Below are 22460 nucleotides of genomic sequence, written 5' to 3'. Positions count from 1 at the left end.
CCTGGTGTTCTGCGGGGTCTTCGCCGGTTTCTTCGCCGTCCGGGGGCAGACAGCCGGCGCCGCCTTCCTCGCCTTTCTCGCCCTCGTCGCCATCGTCGATCTGGTCGTCATCCAGCAACGGATCCGGCGCCAGACCGAATGATCCCCACGCCGGTCCGGATGGGCGGTGCTCCCGCATAAGGTGGCCGAGGATCGCCGCGTCCGGCACCGCCAGGCTCGCCCGCCAGCCTGGTCGGTCCGCGCCGATCCGGCTGGCGGAACGAGCAGGAGGATCTCAGTGGGCGGCGGGACGGGCTGCCGACCGAACGGGCGGCGATGAACGATCCGGAGGGCGTCTCCGGGCCGGTGTCGGCTGGCTTCGCGCGCGGCACCACCGACGAGGTGGGCCTGCGCCGCGGGCTTCGCCGGATGCGGCTCATCGCCGGCAGCCTGCTTGCCGCGGTGGTGACGATCTACCTCCTCGCCGCCCGCTGGCAGGCCAACGGTGGCCCGGGGTGGATCGGGTACGTGGCCGCGGCCACCGAGGCGGGCGCGGTCGGCGCACTGGCCGACTGGTTCGCGGTGACCGCGCTGTTCCGCCACCCACTCGGCCTCCCGATCCCGCACACGGCGATCATTCCTCGACGTAAGGACGCGCTTGGTCGGAGTCTGGAGAACTTCGTCGGCACCCACTTCCTCGCCGAGGACGTGATCCGGGAGAAGATCGACGGCATCGGAGTGTCCGCCCGGGTCGGTGCCTGGCTGTGCCAGCCGTCGCACGCCGAACGGGTCACGACCGAGGCGGCGGAGCGGTTCATCGCGGTGCTCTCCGGGATGAACGACGACCTGGTCCGCGAACTCGTCGAGAAGGCGGTGCTGCCCCGCGTCGTCGAACGGCCCTGGGCCGGGGCTCTCGGAATGGCGCTGGAACGGGTGGTCGAGGACCGGCTGCACCATCGACTGGTCGACGTGATCGTCACCGAGGCCGAGACGTGGTTGAAGCAGAACCCGGAGGTCTTCGCCCGCACCGTGCAGGAGCGGGCACCAAGCTGGTCTCCGAAGTGGCTGGACGAGGCGGTCGCGGCCAAGGCGTACAGCGAGGCGCTGCGCTTCACCGAGGCGCTGCGCACCGACCCCGAGCACCGGGCACGCCGCGCCCTGGACGCGTTCCTGCGCGGCTTCGCCGGCCGGCTGCGCACCGACGAGGCGCTGGGACGGCAGGTCGAGCAGATCAAGTACCGGCTCCTGGCCCATCCCGAGGTCGACCGGGTGATCTCCGCCATGTGGGCCACGGCGAAGAGCATCCTGCTCGATCTTGCCTCCGATCCGGGCAGCACGGCCCGGGTCCGCGCGACCGACGAACTCGCGGCCTTCGGCGCCCAGCTCGCCACCGATCCGGAGCTGGCGCGCACCGTCGACCACACCGTGGCGAACGCGGCCACCCGCGTGGTGTGCCGGCACAAGGACGACATCGCCGCGGTCATCGGAGATACTGTCGGCCGCTGGCAGCCCGACGAGGCCTCCCGGCGCATCGAGCTGCACGTCGGTCGCGACCTGCAGTTCATCCGGATTAACGGCACCGTCGTCGGCGCCCTCGTGGGACTGATCATCCACCTGGTCACCGAACTCGCCTTCTGACGCAACGGGTGGAGCTGAGGGAAGCATGCGGGGCAACGAGGACGATCGCCGTGGCGACGAGCGTGGGAGCCGGCCCGGCCCGGATAACCGACAGCTCGTCCGGGGAGTGTCATGGCCGACGCCACCCGGTCGGCCCACCCTGCCGGTCGTCGGACTGATCATGCTGGTCTGGTTCGGACTGATCACCCGGATCGGCCACTACGACGTCGACGTCTTCCTGCGGGCCGGCGCGGCCGTGCGGCACGGGCTCGATCCCTATCCCGCCCCCGGCACGGGTGCGGTGTACTCCGGCTTCGCGTTCGTCTACCCCTACCTCACGGCGATGCCGTTCGCGCCGCTGTCCTGCCTGGCACATGCGGACGACATCTTCGTCGCGGGATCCGTGCTCGCCCTGCTCGGCGGGACCCACCTCGCCGGCGCCCGGGACTGGCGGGTGTACGCGCTGGTCATCGCCCCGTCGTGCACCATCATCGGGCTGCAGATGGGCACCCTCAACGCGTTGCTGTTCGCGGGGCTGGCACTGGCCTGGCAACGACGCGACCGGCCCTGGACCTGTGGCGGCGTCGTCGCGTTGCTCGTCTACAGCAAGCTGTTTCTCGCGCCGCTGCTGCTCTGGCTGCTGCTCGCCCGCCGGTTGCGGGCCTGGATGGTGGCCCTCGCCGGTCTCGGCGCCCTGTTCCTGGCCGGTGAGCTGCTCAGCCCGGTGGRAACAGCGACCTACGTCGGCATGCTGGACGCGCTCGCCCGGGCGGAGGCCCCGAACGGGCTCAGCCTCACCGGCCTGCTTGTCAACATCGGTGTCGCGATGGAGGCCGCCGCGTCGATCGCCCGGCTCTGCGCCCTGGCCGTCCTCGCGGTCTGCTGGGCGGCCACCCGGCGGGGCCACGACGAACGGCTGCTGTTCGCCGGTGCCGTCGCCGCCGCGATCCTCGCCTCCCCGATCGTGTGGAGCCACTACCTTCTCCTGCTGGTCGCACCGCTGCTCGTACTCAGCGCGCCTCGTCCAAGCCTCGCGGACGCCGGGGTCGGACCGGGCTGCCGGGTCGGATCCGGTGCCCCCATCGGGCCGGACCCCGCCGTGGGATCGGGCACTCCGGTGRGACCGGGCACCGCCGCGGGATCGGGCACTCCGGTGGAACCACCCACGTGCGTGGGGCCGGTCTCCCCCGGTCCGACCGCCGCGTTCGCCGTGAGCTCCTGGTTCCTCGTGACGCCCCACCGCAGCACCACCATGGAGCTGCTGGCTGTCACGGCGATCCTCGGGCCACTCGTGCTGAGCTCGCTGCACGCCGGTCGGACGTCGCGGCCGTCGGCCACCCGGCGACGGACCGTCGCGGCGGCGGGCGGGCGGGCTGCGACGCCCGCCAGGCTCAGGCTCGCGGTCGGGCTYGGGCTCGCGGTCGTGTTCGGGCTCGGTGACGCGGTGGTGAATCTCGCGGCGGGGCACAGCGCGGCCGGGCGGGTGGTGGGTGCTTACGGGACACTCGTCGGCGTCGTCACCCTGGTGGCCTGGGCCGGGCACGTCACCGCCCGCGACCGGGGACTGCGCACCGCGGCCGGCGACCCGCTCGCCCGAAAGAGCAACCCGGGACGAACCAGCGGGTGAGCCCGAGACGTACAGCCGCAGGATCGGCGTCTCTCACACTCCGCGTGGCGGAACGGCGATGTACCTTGAACAGAACGACGGCTTGCAAGGCCGTCCGCGCCCGGCCGAACGGTCGGGTGTGCGAGGTCGGTGCGAGCGCCCTAGCGGGGATGACCCGCCGGTGGGTCCGGTCGCGAAACCCGGCCGTACCCCCGGCCTCCGGACGATACGCGGACTGGTGTGGGACACCTCATCCAGTCCGGGTGGACCCATGGCGGCCCTGACCTGATCGGCGGATCCTCTGTCTCAGTACGGAAACTCCCAGTCCCACCCGGGCCAGCAGTCCCCCGGCTCCCAGCAGTCGCACGCCCCGCAGCGMCAGCCTCGCCCGGCCCGGGGCCGCGGCGGTCCGGGCGGTGGCGGGGCCCGGGGTGGCGGCCGCGGCGCCGGCGGCCGCGGCGCCGGCGGGCGCGGCCCGCGGTACAGCGGCTCCCGTTCCGGTGGCCCGGCGCGCCCGGCCGGACCGACCATCACCACGCGTGAGCCCCGGCCGCCGGCCGAGTCCTTCGAGGCCGCGGGCCTGCCCCGCCGGCTTATCAAGGCGCTGGCCGACCGGGACATCGCCRCCCCGTTCCCAGTCCAGGCATCGACCCTGCCCGACGTCCTCGCCGGGGAGAACGTCCTCGGCCGGGCCCGGACCGGCTCGGGCAAAACGCTCGCCTTCGGGCTGCCGCTGCTCGCCCGCCTGGCCGGCCAGGGGCCGGCCCAGCCCCGCCGGCCCCGTGCGCTCGTCCTCGTGCCGACCCGCGAGCTGGCCCAGCAGGTCAACGACGCGCTTGAGCCCCTGACCAAGGCGCTCAACCTCCGGCTCGCGCCGGTGTACGGCGGGACGTCCATCAGCCGGCAGATCTCCGCGCTGCGCCGCGGTGTGCACCTGGTCGTCGCCACCCCGGGTCGGCTCACCGATCTGGTGGAGCGCGGCGCGTGYGTGCTGGACGGGATCGAGATCACGGTCCTGGACGAGGCCGACTTCATGTGTGACCTCGGCTTCCTGCCCGCGGTGAAGGCACTGCTCGACGCCACTCCGGCGGACGGGCAGCGGCTGCTGTTCAGCGCGACGCTCGACCGGGAGGTCGAGGTGCTCGTGCGCGWCTACCTGCCCGACCCGGTCCTGGTCGCGGTGGACTCCGAGGTCTCCCAGGTCACCACGCTCGCCCGGCACGCGCTCGAGGCCGTCGACCGGGCCGCGCAGGTCGCCCTGGTGACCGCGCTCGCCGGCGGCTCGGGGCGCACCCTGGTGTTCGTGCGCACCCAGCGTGACGCCGACTGGGTGGCCGAGTCGCTGAGCCGGGCCGGGGTGCCGGCCGAGCCGCTGCACGGCGGAATGCCACAGGGGGCGCGGACCCGGGCGCTGGCCGGTTTCACCGACGGCTTCTACCGGGTGCTGGTCGCCACCGACGTCGCCGCCCGCGGCATCCACGTTGACGGCATCCGGCTCGTCGTGCACCTCGGTCCGCCGGAGGACGCCAAGACCTACCAGCACCGAGGCGGACGGACCGCCCGAGCCGGCGCCGACGGTGCGGACGTGCTCGTCACCCTGCCCGCCGAACGCGGCAAGGTGCGCGGGCTGCTGCGCGCCGTCGGGATCGAGGCGAGGCCGATCCCGACGACCGCCGACGATCCGATCGTGCTCGAGCTCGCCGGGCCGCCCGCGCCCCGGATCAGCAAGGACGAGATCCCGCTAGCCCGCACGGGCGGCGGGCGGGGACCGCGCGGCGGCGGTACGCCTCGCGGCAACGAGCACCGGCCCGCCCGGCGAGAGGGGCACCGGTTCGGGCGRCCGGCGACCGGGCACGGCCGCCCGCCGCGCCGGGGCGCCGCTCCCGGAACGGCCTCCACCGCACCGGCACCGACAGCCTGACCGCCGGCTCCGGCGCGCCCCTGCGGGCCCGACCGGACGTCCCGCCCCGGCCGCGGGCTCCGGCCGACCGGCCCCGGTTTCGACCGGGCCGGTTGGCCGGTTGGCCGGTTGAACGCGCCTGACCAACGGCTCGCGCATGCTCTGCGCACGATCCGCGCATGCCAGGGCCATCCGACGGCCAATGAAGGGCGCAACGCATCGCCATCGTTCGGATTTGTGGTGTGACCAGGATCACTTGGAGACTTTGCGCGCCACGTCCACTCGATACCGTTTTAGGGACAGGTGTCGGTAACGATGGAAGGAGCGTTGCGCATGGAACAGGATGAGACGACCCACCTGGTCCCGGGGCTTTCCCTACCAGGTCAGCGGGAGACCGGCTCCGGCGTCCTCGACGGCGCGGAGGTCTTCGAGCCGGCCACGGAGACATTCTCGTTCGGGTCCGTCGCAAACCCGAACCGGCTCCGRCTCGGCGCCTCCCGGTCACTGTGACTTCTGGAGGTCGGCCGCCGTCGGGCGGCCGGCCTTGCTGTTTCACCRTCGGCTTCACCGCTGGCGGGTCTGTCGGCCACGAGGAGCGTCGTCCTACCGTCACAGCATGAGCAGCCGCGACGTGACCGCCCCCTCGGTCACCACACCCCCGGTGACCACACCCCCGGTTTCGGCGGACCCGTTCGGCCGGGAGAACCACCGGTCGTTCTGGGCCCAGCTGGACGGGCCGGTGCACTACGTCGACCTCGGGGGGGCCACCCGACGGCCCGCTGCTGCTGTGCGCGCACGGTCTCGGCGGCTCCCACCTCCCCTGGCTCGCCTTCGCCCCACTGCTCACCCCGGTCTGCCGGYCCCCCGCCTCGCCGCGGCGGTCCTCGCGTACCGCCGCGGCCGCTACACCCCCCACCAGCTCGTCGACGAGAACCTGCGGCGGCTCTGCGCCGACCCCGGCCGCGTCCCGCCGGCGGCGATCGCGGCGATGGTGCGCGCGCAGAGCGAGCGCGGCGGGATCCCCGGCGCGGACCAGGCGTACGTGGGAGCGGCGCGCTCGGTCGTCTGGTCACTGGTGCGCCCGGCCTCGCTCGCGCACATGGTCCGCACCGTCCGGCAACCGACGCTGCTCGTCCACGGCTCCGCCGACCGGCTGATCCCGGTGGGCGTGGCACGCCATGTCGCCGCGGAACGCCCGGACTGGCGGGTGGAGATCCTCGACAGGTTCGGCCACATGCCGATGCTTGAGGCGAAGGCTCACCGCCGAGCTGGTGCTGGACTGGCTGGGCCGGGAGGCGGCGCACGCCCGGCGGCGGCGGTGGCGGCCGACTGACGCCGCCGGGCATCGGACCCGCTGGCGAACGATCATCCATCTCGGACGAGGAGATCCACCGATGCGAGGCATGCCGCCCGTTGACGCGCTCCGCGCGGCACTGCGCGCCGCCGCCGGGCATGCCGACGCCTACCTGGCGGGTCTGGCCGATCGTCGGGTCGGCCCCAGCCTGACCGCCGAGCAGGTCCGCCGCCGGCTCGGCGACACGCTGCCGGCAGGCCCGAGCGACCCGGTGGCGGTCATCGACGCCCTGGTCGACGCGGTGGCCGGCGGCCTCACCGCGACCGGCTCGGGCCGCTTCTTCGGCTACGTCGTCGGCGGGACCCTGCCGGCGGCGCTCGCCGCCGACCTGCTCACCGTCGTGTGGGACCAGAACGCCGCCCTGGCCTCCCTCTCCCCGGCCGCCAGCGCCGTCGAGGCGCTGACCGGCCGCTGGATCGCGCAACTGCTCGGCCTGCCGTCGGGGGTGTCCGTCGGGTTCACCACCGGCACCCAGATGGCGCACGTGACCGCCCTGGCGGCCGCACGGCACCGGGTGCTGGCGCGGGCCGGCTGGGATGTCGAGACGGACGGTCTCGCCGGGGCGCCGCCCGTGCGGGTCCTGGTCGGTGCCGCCCGGCACGCCACCGTCGACGCCGCGTTGCGCCTGCTCGGATTCGGCACCCGCGCGACGATCGCCGTCGAGGCCGACGAACTCGGGCGGATGCGCCCCGAGGCGCTGCGGGCGGCCCTTGCCGACGAGAGCGGCGGGAGCGGGCCGACGATCGTGATCGCCCAGGCGGGGGAGGTCAACACCGGCGGGTTCGACCCCTTCGAGGAGGTGTGCGCGCTGGCCCGCGAACACGGCGCCTGGGTACACGTGGACGGTGCGTTCGGGCTGTGGGCGGCGGTGTCGGCGGCGGCGTCCCGGCGCGCCCTCGTCGCCGGGGTCGAGCGGGCCGACTCGTGGGCGACCGACGGCCACAAGTGGCTCAACGTCCCGTACGACTGCGGGATCGCGCTCATCGCGGACCGCGAGGCGCACCGGCGGTCGATGTCGGTCTCGGCGGATTACTTCGTCCTCGACTCCGCCGGCCGGCTCGACCCGGTCGACTGGACACCGGAGTTCAGCCGCCGGGCACGGGCCTTCGCCGTATACGCGGCGCTGCGCTCGCTCGGCCGGGCGGGGCTGCGCGATCTGGTGGACCGGTGCTGCGAGTATGCCAACCGCTTCGCCGTGCGGCTCGCCGCTCTTCCCGGGGTGACGGTGCTGAACTCGGTGGCCGGCCCAGCCGGGTCAGCCGGGTCAGCCGGGTCAGCCGGCCCGGGCCGCGTCGTGGAGCTCAACCAGGTGCTGATCCGGGTGGTGGCAGACCAGGAGGGCGACCGGACGGCGGCCGGGCGGGCGGAGGGCGACCGGCTGACGGCGGCGGTCACGGCCGCGGTGACGGCGAGCGGCGAGGCGTTCGTGAGCGGCACGGTGTGGCGGGGCGCACGGCGATGCGCATCTCGGTAAGCAACTGGTCGACCTCGGACGGCGAGGTGGAGCGGACGATCGCGGTGATCGAGGCCGCCGTCGCCGAGGCGCGGGGGACGACCGTGCGGGGGACGACCGTGCGGGGGACGACCGTGCGGGGGACGACCGTGGCGGCGCCGAGCGGCGGCGGTACGCACCGCGGCGGTATCGCTTCGTAGTACCCGGCAGACACGACGGCGGAGGTGTCCGGACCGCGCGCGCGGGAAGGTCTGACGGTCCAACTCTTCCGTCCACCTTCACGTTCACACCGAGTACTCGACACTGGACGGGGCGGCTCGGCTGAAGGACATGCTCAAAGAGGTCTTCCGCCAGCAGATGCCGGCGGTCGCAATCACCGATCACGGCTACATGTACGGCGCCTACGACTTCCACAAGCAGGCGACGGCGGCCGGCGTCAAGCCCATCATCGGCTGYGAGGCGTACGTCGCGCCGGAATCCCGCCCGCTCAAGCAGCGGGTGCGCCGCTGACGGTGGAGCGGCTGCGGGAGGTTCTCGGCGCCCCTCCCGGGCGGACGGAAGTGCACCTGCGGCTGCAGACCGCGAGCCGCACCACCGTGTTCCGGTTCGACGACGCGCATACGGTCCAGCGCACTCCGGCCCTCATGGGCGACCTCAAGGCCCTGCTCGGCGCCTCCGCCGTGGCCTGAGCGGCGCGGGACGGACCGGAGCATTCCCGCTACCGAGGATCCCGTCGGGGATACGGACATGCAACACCCGACACCGTTGCGGCAGCAGGTTTCCGGGGGACGATGAGCCCAGGTAACAACCGGAGGATGCGCCGTGACGATCAGTCGACAGCCGGCGGAGCACGACCCTGCCGAAGCGACCATTCCGCGCCGGGAGCCGCAGTGGTCACCGAACGTGGCGCGGGCGACGCGCATCTTGTTCGAGAGCCTGATCGGGGACGACCCGCCGGTACGGATCGCGCTGTGGGACGGCTCGGTGCTGGGACCGGACACCACCACCCGGATCCTGGTCCGCTCGCCGGAGGCGCTGCGCCGCATTCTGTTCCGCCCGGGTGAGCTGGGCTTCGCGCGGGCCTTCGTCGCCGGGGAGATCGACGTCGAGGGGGACATCTTCGCCGCCCTCGCGGTGCGCCGAGGCATCGCCGGTGCCGGCTCGCGGCTGACCGGCGCGACCGCCCGCGCCGCCGCGACCCTGCTGCGCGAACTCGGCCCGCGCATGCCGGCCCCGCCGCCCGAGGAGGCCCGGCTGCGCGGCCGGCAGCACACCCGGGACCGGGACGCGGCGGCGATATCCCATCACTACGACGTGTCCAATGCGTTCTACCGCCTCATCCTCGGCCCGACGATGACCTATTCCTGCGGGGTGTGGGAATCGGAGCAGGTCGGCCTGGACGCCGCCCAGAACGCCAAGCACGAGCTGGTCTGCCGCAAGCTGGGCCTGCGTCCCGGCGAGCGGTTGCTGGACATCGGCTGCGGCTGGGGCAGCATGCTGATCCACGCCGCCCGCCACCACGGGGTCCGCGGCGTGGGGGTGACCATCTCGGTGGAACAGGCCACGCAGGCCCGCCGCCTCGTCGCCGAGGCGGACCTCGCCGACGTCATCGAGATCCGCCTGCAGGACTACCGGGAAATCCCGGACGGCCCCTTCGACGCGATCAGTTCCATCGGCATGGTGGAACACGTCGGCCGGGCGATGCTCCCGACTTACTTCGACCAGTTGTACCGGCTGCTGCGCCCCGGGGGGCGCCTGCTCAACCACGGCATCTCGTTTCCCGGCGACCCCGCGGGGGCCCGCCGGGCCCGGCCCGGCCTCGGCCCGGTCCCGTTGCCGAGGGGACGCGACTTCCTCCAGCGCTACGTCTTCCCGGACGGGGAACTACACGAGATCGGGGTCATGGTCTCCCTGATGCAGGCGGCCGGTTTCGAGGCGCGCCACGTCGAGTCCCTGCGCGAGCACTACGCGCTGACCCTGCGGGCCTGGGTACGCCTGCTGGAGAAGAACTGGCCGGCCGCGGTCGGCATGGTCGGGGCGGGTCGGGCCCGCGTCTGGCGGCTCTACATGGCCGGATCGGCGCTGAGCTTCGAGAGCGGGCGGACCCAGATCCACCAGACCCTCGCGGTCCGGCCGGACGCCGGCACCGCCGGCATGCCCCTGCGGCCCCGCTTCGAGTCGCCCACGACCGCACCGAGCCAGTCGACCGCACCGACGCCCACGACCGCACCGACGCCCACGACCGCACCGACGCCCACGACCGCACCGACGCCCACGACCGCACCGACGCCCACGACCGCACCGACGCCCACGACCGCACCGACGCCCACGACCGCACCGAGCCAGTCGACGGCCGGCTGACCCGGCTATGCCGCCCGGGAGCCCGCCCGGGAGCGGCGTCTACGATCGGAAGCGACGCCTATGCCCCGGGAGCGGCGGAGTCCGCCACCGTACGGTCGGACCCTTCGGTGCCGACGCTCTCGGCCCGCCCGGCGACCGCGTCCCCGGCCGTTGACGATCCGACCGTTGACGATTCAGGCATCGACGGCGCAGCGTCCCGGCGCAGCACCACCACGACGGCGATGGCCGTGACCGCCATGACCGTCATGGCAATCAGGGCGGTCACCGACATCGCGTCGACGTAGCATTCCTGTGCCACCCGCAGCAGCATGTCGCCAAGACCACCCGGGTGGAGGCCGCCGGGGAGCCGGTGGGCGACCTCCACCGCACCGCCGAGGGTCTCCCGCGCCGCGTCGACCGCGATCGTGGGCAGGCCGGACGGTGCCCGCGTCGGCACCTCGTTCCGGTAGACGGCGGTGGCGATGCTGCCGAGAACGGCGACCCCGAGCGCGCCCCCGAACTCGATGGCCGACTCGGACAGGGCGGAGGCCGAACCCGCCCGTTCGGGTGGGGCGTTGCCGAGCACGACGTCGGTGYAGATCGTGAGGACGACACCGACCCCGCTGATCAGCACGGCATAGGCGCCGAGCAGCACCGGCAGACCCCCGGAGACGCCGAGCCGACTGGCGATGCCGAATCCCAGCGCGGTGACGACCAGCCCCGCGCCAAGCGCGCCGCCCAGCCGCAGCAGCCGCAGCAGCCGGGGGGCGGCCAGCACAGAGATAATCATTGCGGTCGCCGGCAACATCGTCCACAGTCCGGCGACCAGYGGGGTCAGGCCCGCCACGAGCTGCAGGTACTGAGTGGCGAAGAAGCTGAACCCGACGAGGGCGAACAGGGCGAGGGCGTTGACGGCCAACGCCGTGCGCACGGCACGGGACGCGAACAACCGCGGATCGATCAGCGGTTGGTCGACCCGGCGCTGCCGGACCACAAGGAGGCCACCCAGGATCACACCGACGACGAAGGCGGTCATCGGAACGGCGGTCCAGCCGTGTTCGGCGATGCGCTTCATGCCGTAGACCGCGCTGAGGACGGCGGCGAGGGAGAGCCCGGCGCTGGTCAGGTCGAAGCGGCCGGGACGCGGATCCCGGAACTCGGGCAGGAACGCGAGACCCAGCACCAGCAGCAGGAGCATCACCGGCACATTGATCAGGAAGACGGCACCCCACCAGAAGTGCTCCAGCAGGAAGCCGCCGAGCAGCGGTCCCAGCGCGACACCGCCGGAGAAGCTCGCCGTCCAGATGGCGACGGCGACGCGCCTCTGGTCCGGATCGACGAACAGGACCCGGATGAGCCCGAGGGTCGACGGCATCAGGGTGGCACCGGCGGCGCCCATCGCCGCCCGGGCGAGGATCAGCATGACCGGGCCGGTGGCGTAGGCGGCGAGTACCGACGCGGTTCCGAACACGGCCGCGCCGTAGAGCAGGAGCCGGCGACGCCCGATCCGGTCGCCGACCGTCCCCATCGTGATCAGCAGGCCGGCGAGCACGAAGGAGTAGATGTCGACGATCCAGAGCAGTTGGGCGCCGCTCGGGGCGAGGCGTGCGGTGATGAACGGCAGGGCGAAGTACAGCACGGTCACGTCGATCGACAGCAGCAGGCAGGGCAGGGCGAGTACGGCGAGACCRGCCCATTCCCGGCGGCCGGCCCGTCGTGTGCCGGGGGTCGGCCGCATCCCGGGCATCGGTTGCATCACCAGGTCTGGCATGYGCCGACTATGGCGCGGACCGGCGCCCGGCGCCGGGGCCCAGTCCTGGATGCGGCGAGATGCGACAACGCACCGGGACGGCGGAACCTCCGGACGCCCCGATCCGCCGTGACCAGCCGCGTTGTTCCGCATCGTCGAGAAAACCCCATCGGGTCCATGAGGCGAGACGGCAGCACGGCAGCACGGCGAGACGGCAGCACGGCAGCACGGCGAGACGGCAGCACGGCACCCGTCTCAGTCGGAACGTCACGGGTCCGACAGGCGGAAGGACAGGTCGGCCGGGGGCACGGCCGTGTCGAGTTGGGCCTTCTGCAACCTGCCGGAGTAGTCCCAGTTCATCGACTGCCATCGGGTGACCTGGTCGAGGACCCAGCGACCGGACTGGCGGCTTCCGTTACCGGACCGCCCGTTGCCACCGAAGGGCAGGTGGGCCTCCGCGCCCGACGTCGAGGAGTTGACGCTGACCATCCCGGCCCGCACCCCCCGCCGGAACCGGAACGCGCTCGCCGCATCGCCGGTGTAGATCGACGACGACAGCCCGTAGCCGGGCAGGTTCGCCAGGTCGATGGCCTCGTCGAGGCTGCGGTAGGTGGTAACGCCGATGATCGGACCGAACGTCTCCTCGCGGAACACCTCGTCGTCCGGGCGCACGCCGTCGAGCACCACCGGGTGGTAGTACAGCCCGGAGTCGGGATCGCCGACGAAGCCGCGACGCGGTCCGCCCGGCCACCTTCCCGGCCCTGCCGGTGTCAACGGCGTCGATGAACCGGCCGACGTCCCGAAACCGGCCGACGTGATCCGTCCCACCGCGGTGGACCCGAAGATCCGGTGATGGTCCCGGATCAGGTCGAGATGGTCGGCGAACCCGGCCGCGAACCGGGCGTCGAGCAGCGGCCCGTACAGCACGTCCCGGGTCGGATCGCCGACGACCGCCGCGGACACGGCGGCGTCGAGCCGACGCACGAACTCGGCGTGCACCGACTCGTGCACGATCGCCGTACCCAGCGAGGTGCACCGCTGCCCGGCGGTGCCGAACCCGGCGAACACCGCCGCTTCGACGGCGGCGTCGAGATCGGCGTCGGGCGCAACGACCATCGGGTTCTTCCCGCCGAGTTCCAGGCACGGCGACTGCAGGTACCGGCCGCACAGGGCGCCGATGAACCGGCCGACCTCGGTGGATCCGGTGAAGCCGACCTTGTCGACGACGCCGGCCGCCAGCGCCCGCTCCAGCCCGAGCGACGTCGCCGCGCCGTCGGCGGGCACGAGGTTCACCGCGYCGGCGGGAACCCCGGCGGCGGCCATCAGCTCGACCAGGGCCTGCGCGCAGGCCGCCGCGTACTCGGCAGGCTTCCAGACCACGGTGTCGCCGGCGAGCAGGGCCGGCACGATGTACCAGGACGGCACCGCCACCGGGAAGTTCCCCGCTGTTATCACCATCATCACCCCGACCGGCTCCCGGAAGGTGAACAGCTGCTTGTCCGGCATCTCGGAGGGAACGGTCTCGCCGTAAAGCCGGCGTCCCTCGCCGCGGAAGAACTCGCAGGTGTCGATGATCTCCTGGACCTCGCCGCGAGCCTCGGCCGCCGGTTTGCCGATCTCCCGGGTGACGAGCCGGGCGAGCGCGGCGGCGTTGTCCGCGACGAGCCGGCCGAGATTGCCGATCACGCTTCCCCGGACCGGGGCCGGCACGTCTGCCCAGGTGCGCTGGGCGTCACGGGCCGCCACCGCGGCGGCAAGGATCGTCTCCGGGCCGGCCAGCTCGACCTCGGCGACCACGTCGTCGAGCCGGGCCGGGTTGGTCGAGGGCACCGTCCGGACCGGGGTGAGCTCCGCTTCGGCCGCGCCGGGCGGCGCGCACCCGTCCCGCGGACGTCCGTCCCGCGGACGTCCGCCAATGAGCGCACCAACCCGCCGTGGCCGTACCAGCGTCATGACGATCCCCCATCCGGTCCACCGGGTCCATCCGGCCTATCTAATCCGCCCGGCCCATCGGATCCGCCCAGCCCGTCCAATCCACCACCCGGCAGTCCGTCGAGGACCCGGCCGAGGGCCGCGATCCCGGCGGCGAGCTGCTCGGCGCTCACCGTCAGCGCCGGTCGGAACCGGATGGCCCGTTCCCCGGCGGGCAGCGCGAGGACTCCCTCGCGCACCCGCAGCCGCCGCAGCACCTCGTCCCGGACGGCGCTGCCCGGCAGGTCCACCGCGCAGAGCAGACCGCGCCCACGGGGATTACGCAGCAGCCGGGAGTGGCGGGYCGCGAGCTCCGTCAGCCCGGCAAGCATGCCCACGCCGAGCTCGCCGGCCCGGGCCATGAGCCCCTGTGCCTCGATAATCTCCAGGATGCGGGTGGCGCGGACCATGTCCACCAGGCCACCACCCCAGGTGGAGTTGATCCGCCCGGGCACGCGGAAGACGTTGTCGGCGACCTCGTCGACCCGCCGGCCGGCCATCACCCCGCCGAGCTGGACCTTCTTACCGAACGCGACGACGTCCGGGCGCAGGCCGAGCTGCTGGTAGGCCCACGCCGAGCCGGTGGCGCCGACACCGGTCTGCACCTCGTCGAGCACGAACAGCGCGTCGTGGCGCCGGCAGAGCGCGGCCATCGCGGCCAAGAACTCGGCCCGCAGGTGGTTGTCCCCGCCCTCGCTCTGGATCGGTTCGGYCAGAAAGCAGGCGATGTCGTGGGGATGGGCGGCGAAGGCGGYCTCGGCCTGGCCGAGCGCGACACGTTCCGCGGCAATCACGGCGTCGAGGGCCGGCCCCACGCAGGGAAACATCATCGCCGGGCAGTCAATGCGCGGCCAGTCGAAGACGGGGAAACGCTCGGTCTTGACCGGATCGGTGTTCGTGACCGAGAGGGTGTAGCCGCTGCGTCCGTGGAAGGCGTTCCGCAGGTGCAGAACCCGACGGCCGAGCGCCGCGGGACGGCCGTGTGCCGCGTTGTGCCGGCTCTTCCAGTCGAAGGCGCACTTGAGCGCGTTCTCCACCGCCAGGGCCCCGCCCTCGACGAAGAACAGATGCGGCAACTGCGGATCGCCGAGGACCCGGGCGAAGGTCCGCACGAACTCGGCGTAGGCGACGGTGGCGACGTCCGGATTCGCCGGCTTGTTGACCGCCACCCGGCCCAGCCGGGCGACGAAGCCCGCGTCGTTGACGAGGTCCGGCGGGTTGATCCCGAGCGGCGCCGAGGCGAAGAAGCTGTAGAGGTCGAGATAGCGCCGCCCATCACGGGCGTCGACGAGCACGCTGCCGCGGCTCATCGCCAGGTCGCAGACGAGGTCGAAGCCGTCGACGAGGACGTGACGACCGAGCGTGCTCAGCACTGCGTCCGCCGCTAGCCCCTCCGCCGGCATCGCGTCCGCCGACCGGGCACCGGACGCAGACACCTGGGCTGACCGCAAGGGCTGGGCTGACCGCAAGGGGACGACCATCCCGCTCTCCTCCCCCGGACCACTTTCATCCGGATCCCGTCGCCATCCCACGAGCCGTCTCGGCGACGTCGATCTTCTTACGAAAATATCCCTGCAAGATTACGCTACAACCTCTAATTCTTTCGTTCCATACCAAGCATTGGACAAATCTTCGCGCGAAGGTCGTCAGGGCGTAGCGGCGACGCGTCAACCACACCGCGAGCGGCGCGTCGACCACACCGCACACATAAAGTGGCGGACACTTGACACAGAGCGAAGGCAACGCCGTCAGATGAGTGCAGGGGACGGCACGGGAGACAATCGGCGCATCTCCACCCCGCACCGTCGCGAGGTGCGCCGGAACCGCCGGGCCACCCCGACACCCGGGCTACCCCGACACCCGGGCCACCCCGACACCCGGGCTACCCCGACACCCGACGACGGAGAGAAGGCAAGCGGCGTGCTGACGCCCCTGACCACGGACGATCCCCGACGCATCGGCCCCTACCGGCTGGCGAACCGCATCGGCGCGGGTGGGATGGGCGTCGTCTACCTCGGTTTCGGCACCGACGGCAGGCCTGCGGCCGTGAAGGTGYCGTCGGCCGGACTCGCCGACGATCCCGAGTTCCGGTCCCGTTTCCGGCACGAGGTCGACGCGGCCCGCCGGGTCAGGGGCAGCGCCGTCGCCGCTGTGCTCGACGCCGACCTGACCGGGCAACGGCCGTGGATGGCCACGGAGTACGTCGAGGGCAGGAACCTGGCGGACGCGGTCGCCACCCGCGGCCAGCTCGACGATCGACTGGTCCAGGGACTCGCCGTCGGTCTGGCCGACGCCCTGGTCGCGATCCATGCCGCCGGGGTGGTGCACCGCGACCTCAAACCGGCGAACATCCTGCTCACCTGGGACGGCCCGAAGGTCATCGACTTCGGCATCGCCCGCGCCGGGGACAACACGAGCCACACCCGGACGGGAATGCTGATCGGCACCCTGGTCTGGATGGCGCCCGAGCAGCTGCGCGGCGAGCGGGCCGGACCCGCGGCCGACATCTTCGCCTGGGGGGCCTGCGTCACCTTCGCCGCCGCCGGCCGGCCCCCCTTCCGGGGCGAACGGGCGGAGGCGATCGGCCTGCAGATCCTCACCGCGGAGCCCAACCTCGACGGGTTGCCCGCGTCCCTGGTCGGCGTCGTGCGGGCGGCCCTGGACAAGGAGCCGGCGCGCCGCCCCGCCGCCACCGAGCTGCTCGCCCGACTGGTCGGCCACGACGTCCGCTCCCCCGCCGAATCGGACCGGGCCAGCGAGACGGCGCTGGCCCGCTGGTGGTCGTTGCCGCCGACCCCGCCGGACGGCGAGGGTCCCCACGGGGGGTACCGCGACGCCGGCTACGGTCCCGATCCCGCCCACCACCGCGCGTCCGCCCACCACCGCGCGTCCGCCCACCACCGCGCGTCCGCCCCGCCGACCGTGAGCCACGGCGCTGACGGCTGGGAGGACGACGGGTGGCGCGTCGGGTCGGGCAGAGGCGGGAGCGGGGGCGGCGGGCGGCGTGGAGCCGTCGTGGCGGTGGCCGCGCTGCTCGCGGTGCTGCTCAGCGGGGGCCTCGCGGCGGCCCTGGTGCTCAACCGTAGCGACGACACGCCCACCATCACGGGGTCGACGCCAGACCCGCTGGCGACGGCGGGGACGGCCGCCGGGACGACGGGTCCGTTGCAGGCCGCCGGGACGACGGGTCCGTTGCAGGCCGCCGCGCCGCCCGCCACAACCGGGCCCGCATCGGCGCGGGCGCGGGCGTCGGCGTCAGCGAGCCCGACACCGGTGGCGACCACGGTGGCGACCACGGTGGCGACGCTGTCCGCCGCCGACGCCGCCGCCACGGTGCGCCGGAAGGGCTATGAGCCGGACATGAGCACCTACGCGGCCGACCGGCGACTGAACGTAGTGATCGGCACCGGCCAGCCGGCCGGGGACACCCCCCGGCAGCTCGCCTTCGTCTTCGCCGACGGTGAGTACCGTGGCACGGACACGAAGGCACCCAGCGCGCGCATCACCCTCCAGCGCCAGCGCAACGATCATGAAGTCGTGCTGCGCTATGCCACCTACGACCCGCGGGACCCGGTCGATGCCCCGTCGGGCCACGCCGACGTCCGCTTCCGCTGGACTGGCACAATCTTCTCCACCCTGGACAAGATTCCGCCGAGCGACCCGAATGTCTCCGGCAGCCGACGGTAGGGCCGTCCGCCGGGGTCCGGGTGGCGGCGGGCGGTACCGGATGGCGGGTGGCGGATGGCGGTGRCGGGTGGCGGACCCGAGGCGCCCGCCTCCGCGCCCAGCCGCACATCGCTGCGCTGGAAGCATTACGGTTCAGGGTTAGGGGTCTCGCGGGGCCGTGGACGTCGCGGATGCCGTGGACGCTGTGAATGACGCTGTGAATGCCGTCGACCCACGGACACCGGTGCGGCGCGGGCCGGCGGCCATCGGGCCTCGGCCCGTGCCCACCGCCGACGAAGGAGTGAGCTTTCGGGTGAGCCCCGGCATTCCGAGTCTCACGGCCGAACGCGGAACCGAACGCGGAACCGAACGCGGCGATCAGGACAGGCGGCACGATGCTGACCCCGCTTGTTGACGACGACCCGCGCCACGTCGGCCCGTTCACGATCCACAACCGGATCGGCGCTGGCGGCATGGGCACCGTGTACCTCGGTTTCAACGCCGACGGCCGGGCCGCCGCGGTGAAGGTTCCCGACGCCCGGTTCGCCGACGACCCCGAATTCCGGGAACGGTTCCGCCGCGAGGTGGCCGCCGCCCGCCGGGTGCACGGCCGGGCGGTCGCGGCGGTACTCGACGCCGATCCCGAGGCCACGTCGCCGTGGCTGGCGACCGAATACGTGGAGGGCACCAGCCTCGCCGACGCGGTGCTGCGCCACGGCCGGCTGGAGGAACGGCTGCTGCACGGCTTCAGCGTGGGACTCGCCGACGCGCTGATCGCCATCCATGCCGCCGGAGTGGTGCACCGCGACCTCAAGCCCTCGAACATCCTGCTGGCCTGGGACGGCCCGAAGGTCATCGACTTCGGCATCGCGCGGGCCTCGGGGATCCCCAGCCACACCCGCACCGGGATTCTCATTGGCACGCTGGCCTGGATGGCGCCCGAGCAGCTGCGCGGGGAACGGGCCGGGCCCCCCGCCGACGTGTTCGCCTGGGGCGCCTGCGTGACGTACGCGGCGACGGGACATCCGCCGTTCGCCTCCGAGCAGTCCGACGTRCTGACCAGGATGCGCGAGGACCGACCACCCGACATCGCCGGCGTGCCGGTGAAGCTCGCCCCGCTGGTGCGCGCGGCGCTCGGGCGTCGGCCGGAGGAGCGCCCGAGCGCCGCCGAACTGGTCCGCAGCCTGGTCTCGGACTCCGCGGTCCGCACCCCGGCCGACGCCGACCGGGCTGCGGCGTTGGCCCTCACCCCCTGGCAGGCCCGCCCGCCGCTGAGCGCGGGACCCGGCAACGGCAGCAACAGCAACAGCAACGGCGCGCCGCTGGACCCTGACCGGCCCGATCAGCCGACCCATCCCCTGGCCAACCGGCCGACGCCACCGCCGGGCGACGACCAGTCGTGGCGCACCGTCCCGGTGCCCCGCCGGGGCGCGGACGGCTCGGTGCAGGATCCCGCCGACGGCGGCGCAGCCGGTCCGCCGCGACACCCGGCGGACGGCGGGCTCCTCGGCATGCTGCTCGGCCGGCTCCCGGCGTCCTGGCGGCGGCAGGCACCGGGCGCGCACGGAGCGCTGCCGGTCGTCCTGCTCGCTGGAATCGTCGGGCTCGTCGGGCTCGTCGCCGCGCTCATCGGGGCCGGCGGCTCCGATCCCCAGGTGGAACCGGCCGCCCCCGCCCCGTCGTTCGGCCCGGCGGCCCCCGGCGGCCCCGCGAACCAGCCGCCGGCCGGTGCTCCGCTGTGGACGCCGGGCACCCGGCCCGGCCCGGCTCGGCCCGGCCCGGCCAGCCCACCCCCGGTCGGCGACGAACAGCCGATGACACCGACGGACCCGGGCACTGCGACACCGGTACCCACCACGGCGAGCGCGCAGCCGAGCGCCACGCCTACGAGCCGGCCATCGCAGCCGACGGGCGCCTCCCCGACGGTCGCGCCGACCCCGTCGCCGAGCCCGGGCGCCTCGACCACGGCGACAAGCTGCCCGACGGGCGCCCCAGTCGGGGGCGCGACGACCGCACCGCCCTGCTGAACCCGCCGCACGGCCGCCCTGCTGAACCCGCCGCACGGCCGCGTCACGCCACTGTCCGGCGTCCTGGTGCTCATCCACCACGCACCGGAGACTCTGACTGTGGCAAACCGGCTACGCGACCGCCGCCTTCGGCTTCGCCACAAGATAGCGAAGCGATCGGATCTAGGAAAAATTTAGGAGAACGGAACGGTGATGCAGGCCGCCCGCRGACCGGCGGATCCGGCTTCGCCGGGCATGCCACTCGTCCCGTGCTCGTGGAGCACGACGGCCCTGGCACCGCCGGCTCGGAAGTTCCAGTCGACGACGGCGAACGCCTGGCCGTTGCCGTCGGCGTCCGTACTGAAATCCAGCCAGACCTCGTTGTGTGGATTGGCGTACGCCGGATCGACAGAGGGTTGTACCGGATCCGGCACGTTCTGGTAATGCGGCCCGGCCGCCGTACCCGTCGCGCCGCACGCCTTCTGATGAACATGCGCCCCGTACCTGTGGCCGGGCAGCAGCCCCTGAACCACCAAGCCCACCACGGTACGAGGTCCGCCGGCCGCCAGTACGACCGCCCCGGCGCCGACCGGAACGAGATGCCGGTCGTAGGTGACGGCCGCCGGTGGCTGCTTCTCGTTCCAGGTCGTGAACGCGACCGGCTCCGCGACGACCYTCGTGGCGCTCGGAGCCGCCGGTGCCACCGCCGAGGCCGCAGCGGCGAACAACGCGGTGAACAAGCCGAGGCCGGCCAGGGTGATCGACAGACGCCGTCGCATGAGGATCCTTTCAGCGGCTAGTTCAGTGGCTCGGGAACGCCGTTCACGTGGGACGAGCCTAGCCTGGCCACGGGTTTCGGGAATGCTCAACACGACCTGAACGGAAACGTGGGGCCGAACGGGGGTGCCCGGCTCACCATCCTCGGCGCGAATCCGAGGAAGTACCCAAGGACCGGGGCAGCACCGACGCCATATTTTGCTCGGACGCCACGTTTTGCTCAGGCATGGTCCACCCTTCCTCAGGCATGGTCCACCCTTCCTCAGGCATGGTCCGCTCCCAACGCCGGCCACCGGCTCGGGCGAAGAAACCAGCCAGGCTCGGCATGCGCCCGGTGGATCAGGCGAGACGCCAGGACGTTGCCCGGCCGGCTGCGACCAAGGCAGTGTCGTCCAGAGTGAGGACCTGATCAGCGAGACGGGCGGGATAGGCGCGCAAAGACAGACCCTCGGCCGCCGCGACCTCCGCGAGCCGGTCGCCTGCCTCACCAGGGATGCGGATGTTGGCATCGGTCACGGGACGTCTCCCTTCACACGCTCGTAGGGYATGGGTATGGGTATGGGTATGGGTATGGGTACATACTCATACCTGGCTCAGGCGGGCACAGCAACGGTCAGGCCTTCCTGGGCGGCGGCGGTCGACAGGCGCTTGTCGTAGCTGACGAAGACCAGTGACGGCGCATCGARCCGGAGCGCCGTCGCGAGATGCAGGGCATCCGGCGAACGCAGCAACGGATCCGTCAAGGCCGCGGCGGAGACCATGATCGGTTGGTCGATGGGCACGAGCGTGATCCGCGACGGGACGTCGGGGATACGGGGAAGAGCGGCGGGGTCGCTGCGGCGCAACGCTCGGGTCACTTCGAGCATCACAAGCGCGGACGACACCGCGACGCCTGGCCGGACGGCAAGCCAGGAGCGCAGCGCACGCGTCCCACGCTCCGGATGGGTCAACTTCATCAATGCGCTGGAGTCCAGATAATTCAAGAAGATTCCCCGCGTAGCTCCGCCACCACGTCCACGGAGTCACGGCCGTCCCAGCTGCCCGTAGACGTCGGTTCGGGGAGATCAGCCAGGCTCGCGGTGGGGACGGTAACGCGCCCCTCGGCAACGAGTTGGTCCAGGTAGTCACTGCCCGTCTGCGTCAGTTCGGGCACCAGCCTCGCCCACGGTCGTCCGTTGCGAGTGATGACGATCGATTCTCCCGCGTGCGCACGGTCAACCCAGGTACCCACGGCGTGGCTGAGATCCCGCATGCTCACCACAGTCATACCTGAAGTCCAACAAGTGTTGGACACCCGCTGGCCCCTCGATTCCAGGATCAGYGGGAGCACCGTCCCCGGACGGCATCGCGCCCCCGGACGGCATCGYGCCCCAGCGCTCGGCGTGGACGGCGTCGGCGAGGGGACGCCGCCGGGCCCAGCCATGGCGTTCGAGGTCGGGAACGTGCTCAAGGTGGGTTACCGGCCCGAGGCAGAGCCACGCCACGGGCCGGATGTCGGCGGGGATGGCGAGCAGGTCACGAACGAACGGCTCCCGGTAGAACGACACCCAGCCCACCCCGAGGCCCTCGGCGGTTGCGGAGAGCCACAGGTTCTCGATCGCCAGGCACACCGAGTACAAGCCGGCGTCGGCAATGGCGTGCCGCCCCAGCACCGCCGGCCCCCCGCGGTGCGGATCGTAGGTCACAACCAGCGACAACGACGACTCCAGGATGCCGTCGATCCTGATCCGGGCGAACCGGGCTGCACGCTCACCGGCCAGGGCCCCGGCGAAGACGGCGCGCTCGCGGTGCACATGGGTGTGGAAGGCCCGCCGGGACCGCTCGTCGGTGACGAGGATGAAGTCCCAGGGCTGGCTGAGGCCGACGCTCGGCGCGGCGTGAGCCGCCCCGAGCACCCGGTCGAGCACGTCGGCGGGGATCGGCGCGCCGGTGAACTGGCCGCGCACGTCGCGCCGCCGGTGCAGGACATCGTAGAGGTCCGTGGGGCGGAGGTTCGTGGGGTGGCTGTCGGTGGGGTGGCTGTCGGTGGGCATGGCAGGCT

At 72.8% G+C, this 22460-nt stretch carries 16 protein-coding genes and 4 pseudogenes; 11 read left to right on the top strand and 9 right to left on the bottom strand.

The features are described from left to right. The first annotated feature begins 315 nt into the window (after positions 1 to 315). From KBI5_RS05410 to KBI5_RS05370, 9 genes and pseudogenes are all read left to right on the top strand, one after another. Complete coding sequence (locus tag KBI5_RS05410) at positions 316 to 1617, top strand: DUF445 domain-containing protein (protein WP_035911931.1); 1302 nt, start codon at positions 316 to 318, stop codon at positions 1615 to 1617. Positions 1618 to 1642: 25 nt separating this feature from the next. Continuing rightward, positions 1643 to 3223 carry a glycosyltransferase 87 family protein gene (locus KBI5_RS05405; RefSeq protein ID WP_085014471.1) on the top strand — a complete coding sequence of 527 codons (1581 nt, stop codon included), beginning with the start codon at positions 1643 to 1645 and terminating at the stop codon, positions 3221 to 3223. 631 nt (positions 3224 to 3854) lie between these two features. After that, complete coding sequence (locus KBI5_RS05395) at positions 3855 to 5123, top strand: DEAD/DEAH box helicase (protein ID WP_241882669.1); 1269 nt, start codon at positions 3855 to 3857, stop codon at positions 5121 to 5123. 312 nt (positions 5124 to 5435) lie between these two features. Continuing rightward, on the top strand, positions 5436 to 5612 hold the full coding sequence (locus KBI5_RS26860) for a hypothetical protein (protein ID WP_023840775.1): 177 nt from the start codon (positions 5436 to 5438) through the stop codon (positions 5610 to 5612). Between the two features lie 121 nt (positions 5613 to 5733). Further along, entirely contained in the window at positions 5734 to 6435 is a 702-nt protein-coding gene (locus KBI5_RS05385; protein WP_198537520.1) for a hypothetical protein, read from the top strand. A gap of 70 nt (positions 6436 to 6505) precedes the next feature. Further along, a pseudogene (locus tag KBI5_RS05380) lies at positions 6506 to 8109 on the top strand (pyridoxal-dependent decarboxylase). 130 nt (positions 8110 to 8239) lie between these two features. Beyond that, a pseudogene (locus KBI5_RS05375) lies at positions 8240 to 8410 on the top strand (PHP domain-containing protein); the annotation flags it as partial. Between the two features lie 11 nt (positions 8411 to 8421). Further along, positions 8422 to 8598, top strand: coding sequence for a hypothetical protein (locus KBI5_RS26140; RefSeq protein WP_011437256.1), 177 nt, complete (start codon positions 8422 to 8424; stop codon positions 8596 to 8598). Between the two features lie 133 nt (positions 8599 to 8731). Then, positions 8732 to 10270 carry a class I SAM-dependent methyltransferase gene (locus KBI5_RS05370; protein WP_241882664.1) on the top strand — a complete coding sequence of 513 codons (1539 nt, stop codon included), beginning with the start codon at positions 8732 to 8734 and terminating at the stop codon, positions 10268 to 10270. 58 nt (positions 10271 to 10328) lie between these two features. Here the strand turns inward: KBI5_RS05370 and KBI5_RS05365 are convergent, their stop codons facing one another. The 3 genes from KBI5_RS05365 to lat all read right to left on the bottom strand — a co-directional run bounded on the left by KBI5_RS05365 (position 10329) and on the right by lat (position 15373). After that, a complete protein-coding gene (locus tag KBI5_RS05365) occupies positions 10329 to 11987 on the bottom strand; it encodes an MFS transporter (RefSeq protein ID WP_241882662.1) in 1659 nt (552 codons plus the stop codon). 279 nt (positions 11988 to 12266) lie between these two features. Next, positions 12267 to 13952, bottom strand: a complete 1686-nt coding sequence (locus tag KBI5_RS05360) for an aldehyde dehydrogenase family protein (protein WP_085014466.1) — start codon at positions 13950 to 13952, stop codon at positions 12267 to 12269. After that, positions 13949 to 15373 (bottom strand): L-lysine 6-transaminase, encoded by a 1425-nt coding sequence (gene lat, locus KBI5_RS05355; RefSeq protein ID WP_085014477.1) that lies wholly within the window; start codon positions 15371 to 15373, stop codon positions 13949 to 13951. The genes KBI5_RS05360 and lat overlap by 4 nt, the downstream gene beginning before the upstream one ends. Positions 15374 to 15890: 517 nt before the next feature. Here lat and KBI5_RS05350 point away from each other — a divergent pair. Both KBI5_RS05350 and KBI5_RS05345 read left to right on the top strand, forming a co-directional pair. Beyond that, on the top strand, positions 15891 to 17657 hold the full coding sequence (locus KBI5_RS05350) for an LppP/LprE family lipoprotein (protein ID WP_085014465.1): 1767 nt from the start codon (positions 15891 to 15893) through the stop codon (positions 17655 to 17657). Positions 17658 to 18031: 374 nt separating this feature from the next. After that, positions 18032 to 19663 (top strand): serine/threonine-protein kinase, encoded by a 1632-nt coding sequence (locus tag KBI5_RS05345; RefSeq protein ID WP_085014464.1) that lies wholly within the window; start codon positions 18032 to 18034, stop codon positions 19661 to 19663. Between the two features lie 173 nt (positions 19664 to 19836). On the opposite strand, the gene KBI5_RS05340 is transcribed toward KBI5_RS05345, so the two are convergent. The 6 genes and pseudogenes from KBI5_RS05340 to bluB all read right to left on the bottom strand — a co-directional run. Next, a complete protein-coding gene (locus KBI5_RS05340) occupies positions 19837 to 20421 on the bottom strand; it encodes a superoxide dismutase family protein (RefSeq protein ID WP_085014463.1) in 585 nt (194 codons plus the stop codon). Between the two features lie 337 nt (positions 20422 to 20758). Further along, positions 20759 to 20935, bottom strand: a complete 177-nt coding sequence (locus KBI5_RS26855) for a hypothetical protein (RefSeq protein ID WP_023841116.1) — start codon at positions 20933 to 20935, stop codon at positions 20759 to 20761. Positions 20936 to 21012: 77 nt separating this feature from the next. Next, complete coding sequence (locus KBI5_RS05335; protein WP_085014462.1) at positions 21013 to 21402, bottom strand: type II toxin-antitoxin system VapC family toxin; 390 nt, start codon at positions 21400 to 21402, stop codon at positions 21013 to 21015. Further along, entirely contained in the window at positions 21399 to 21572 is a 174-nt protein-coding gene (locus KBI5_RS27590) for a hypothetical protein (protein WP_235187108.1), read from the bottom strand. Before KBI5_RS27590 ends, KBI5_RS05335 begins: the two co-directional genes overlap by 4 nt. A 46-nt stretch (positions 21573 to 21618) precedes the next feature. Further along, positions 21619 to 21671 (bottom strand): annotated as a pseudogene (locus KBI5_RS28610) (type II toxin-antitoxin system prevent-host-death family antitoxin); the annotation flags it as partial. A 115-nt stretch (positions 21672 to 21786) separates the two neighbouring features. Beyond that, positions 21787 to 22452 (bottom strand): annotated as a pseudogene (gene bluB / locus KBI5_RS05325) (5,6-dimethylbenzimidazole synthase); the annotation flags it as partial. Positions 22453 to 22460: the final 8 nt, after the last annotated feature.

Origin of the sequence: Frankia sp. KB5 (genome assembly GCF_002099325.1) — a bacterium.
GTDB lineage: Bacteria > Actinomycetota > Actinomycetes > Frankiales > Frankiaceae > Frankia > Frankia casuarinae.
Note: the sequence above shows the minus strand (reverse complement) of the source record. Positions and strands in the feature narration are given on the sequence as shown.